The organism is Arthrobacter sp. H14, assembly GCF_000520495.1.
In the GTDB taxonomy this organism is placed as follows: domain Bacteria; phylum Actinomycetota; class Actinomycetes; order Actinomycetales; family Micrococcaceae; genus Arthrobacter_C.
The window spans coordinates 91,206-93,196 of sequence record NZ_KI914646.1; the positions used below are offsets into that span (position 1 = coordinate 91,206).

Genomic DNA, 1,991 nt, shown 5'->3' on the forward strand with positions numbered 1-1,991 from the left:
CTGCCTCTGGGCCGGCCGCCGCTGCGGAGCTTGAGCCGACGCCAGCTGGGCCTGGGAATAGCCCTCGGCCTGGTGATGGGGATGATGAATTTGACCCTGTACTTCTCAATCGAGCGGATCGGTCTGGGGCTGGCCGTCACGCTGGAGTTCCTCGGGCCACTCGCCCTGGCGCTGATTTCCTCACGCCGGGCCGTCAACGCGGTCTGCGCCGTCGTTGCCGGAGCCGGAGTTTTTGTCCTCGCCGGACCACAGGCCAGCAACGACTTGGTTGGGATCGGCCTGGGCCTGATGGCCGCGGCATGCTGGGCAGGCTACATCCTGGTCAACCGCGCGGCGGGGGCGAGTCTGCCGGGTCTGCAGGCCTCCGCGATCGCGGCCGCGACGTCGGCGGTCATTTTCGTGCCGGTGGCCGTTTTCGTCGTTGATTTCGACGCCGTAACACCGGCGGTGCTCGGGTTCGGGGTGTTGGCCGGAATTCTTTCCTCAGCCTTGCCGTACGCCGCTGACATCTTCGTGCTCCGCCGGATGCCGGCCGGACTGTATGCGCTCATGGTCAGCGTCAATCCGGTCCTCGCCGCCTTGGCTGGCTTTATCCTGCTGGCCGAGTCGCTGGCGCCGCTGGAGCTCGCGGCGATCGCCATGATCACGCTGGCGAACGTCGTGGCCGTCGCCGCCCTGCAGTGGGACGGGAGCCGGAAGCCCGTACCGGTGCCGGCGGAATGAAGCTAGGACGTACTTTGGCCGGCGAGTAGTTCCTCGAAGGAGCGCTCGTCATCGGCCGCCCGGCGCTGGACTGGGACCGTCTGCCCGATGAGGGCCGCGAGTTCGCTGCCCGCGCGGTCGGTGCGGTCCGCCAGTCCGTCGACGGTGGCGTCGCCATTTCCCCAATCAGAAGGGGCGGCGTAGACGGATGTCGGTGCAACGTTCGCCCGCAGGTACTGGAACAAGGGGCGCAACGCGTACTCAAGGGCCAGCGAGTGCCGGGCCGTTCCTCCGGTTGCTCCCAGAATCATCGGCTTGCCGATCAGGCCCTTGTTGTCGATCACATCGAAGAACGATTTGAAGAGTCCGCTGTAGGAACCGGAGAAGATCGGGCTTACAGCAATCACGCCGTCGGCAGCGAGCACGGCATCAATTGCCGCAGTAAGCCTGGGCGAGGGGAAGCCGGCCACAAAGTTGTTGGCGATGTCGACGGCGAGGTCCCGCAGTTCGAAGACCTCGACATTGACTTGTCCGCCGGCAGCCTCGAGGTGTTTCCTGGTATCCGACGCCAATTGGTCTGCCAGCATCCGGCTCGACGACGGCTCGCTGAGTCCGGCCGTAACCACTGCAATCCGCTTTTCACCCATGGGTATCTTCTCTTCCTGATCTCCGACATCTGCATGTTATTGCATCTATGTAGTCGAACAGGCCCAACGGGAAAATTATTCCGGATCTCTACTTCATCCGCGGCGAGTCCGGCCAGCGGACGTCCGGCGCTGCCTCAGGGTTGTGCCTGATGTATTTGGCTACAAACGGGCAATACGGGACAAGCGTCTTGCCCCGGGTGGCGGCGTCGGAGAGAGCGCCGGCGACAAGTGTGCTGCCAAGCCCCTGCCCGGCGAATTCCTCGAACGTTTCGGTGTGGGTGAAGGCGATTTCGGATGACGATTCCCGGTACTCGGCAAAACCGGCATAGCGGCCGCCAACCCTGATTTCGTACCGGCTCTCGTTCTCATTAAGTTCGACGAAGGTGTTGTCAGTCGTTGCGGCTTCTGGCTGCTGATTCATGTTGGAGTGCATCCTTCGCTGGCCGGAAAAGCGATTCAGGACGGGCCGAAGACCTCGCCCGGTGGTGCTGGTCCCATATTTTCACTCGGTACCGGAAGTGTCCACCTTCCCGCTGGATGAGGGAGGTTGACAGAACGGGCAGAAGTAGATGTCCCTGGCGATGGTGGCGGTGTCACCCAGGCGGCCGTGTTCAACCAGGGTTCCGCAACGGCGGCAGGGCT

General features: G+C 63.6%; 3 protein-coding genes. 1 reads left to right on the forward strand and 2 read right to left on the reverse strand.

What is annotated here, in order from left to right; all coding sequences use genetic code 11:
* The coding region (locus Y707_RS24675; protein ID WP_081744741.1) for an EamA family transporter at positions 1 to 723 on the forward strand (723 nt) is incomplete at its 5' end.
* 2 nt (positions 724 to 725) lie between these two features.
* On the opposite strand, the gene Y707_RS0109140 is transcribed toward Y707_RS24675, so the two are convergent.
* Together Y707_RS0109140 and Y707_RS0109145 are read right to left on the reverse strand one after the other, a co-directional pair.
* Positions 726 to 1,349: an FMN reductase gene (locus Y707_RS0109140; protein WP_026534858.1), complete on the reverse strand. Its 624-nt coding sequence runs from the start codon at positions 1,347 to 1,349 to the stop codon at positions 726 to 728.
* Positions 1,350 to 1,437: 88 nt separating this feature from the next.
* The gene (locus Y707_RS0109145) at positions 1,438 to 1,770 is read right to left on the reverse strand and encodes a GNAT family N-acetyltransferase (RefSeq protein ID WP_026534859.1); all 333 of its coding nucleotides are present in this window, start codon (positions 1,768 to 1,770) and stop codon (positions 1,438 to 1,440) included.
* Between the last annotated feature and the right edge of the window lie 221 nt (positions 1,771 to 1,991).

What these genes read in the sequence shown, in the direction of transcription:
- Y707_RS0109140 (WP_026534858.1), bottom strand. Translation starts at nt 1,349, where the DNA reads ATGGGTGAAAAGCGGATTGCAGTGGTTACGGCCGGACTCAGCGAGCCG.
- Y707_RS0109145 (WP_026534859.1), bottom strand. Translation starts at nt 1,770, where the DNA reads ATGAATCAGCAGCCAGAAGCCGCAACGACTGACAACACCTTCGTCGAA.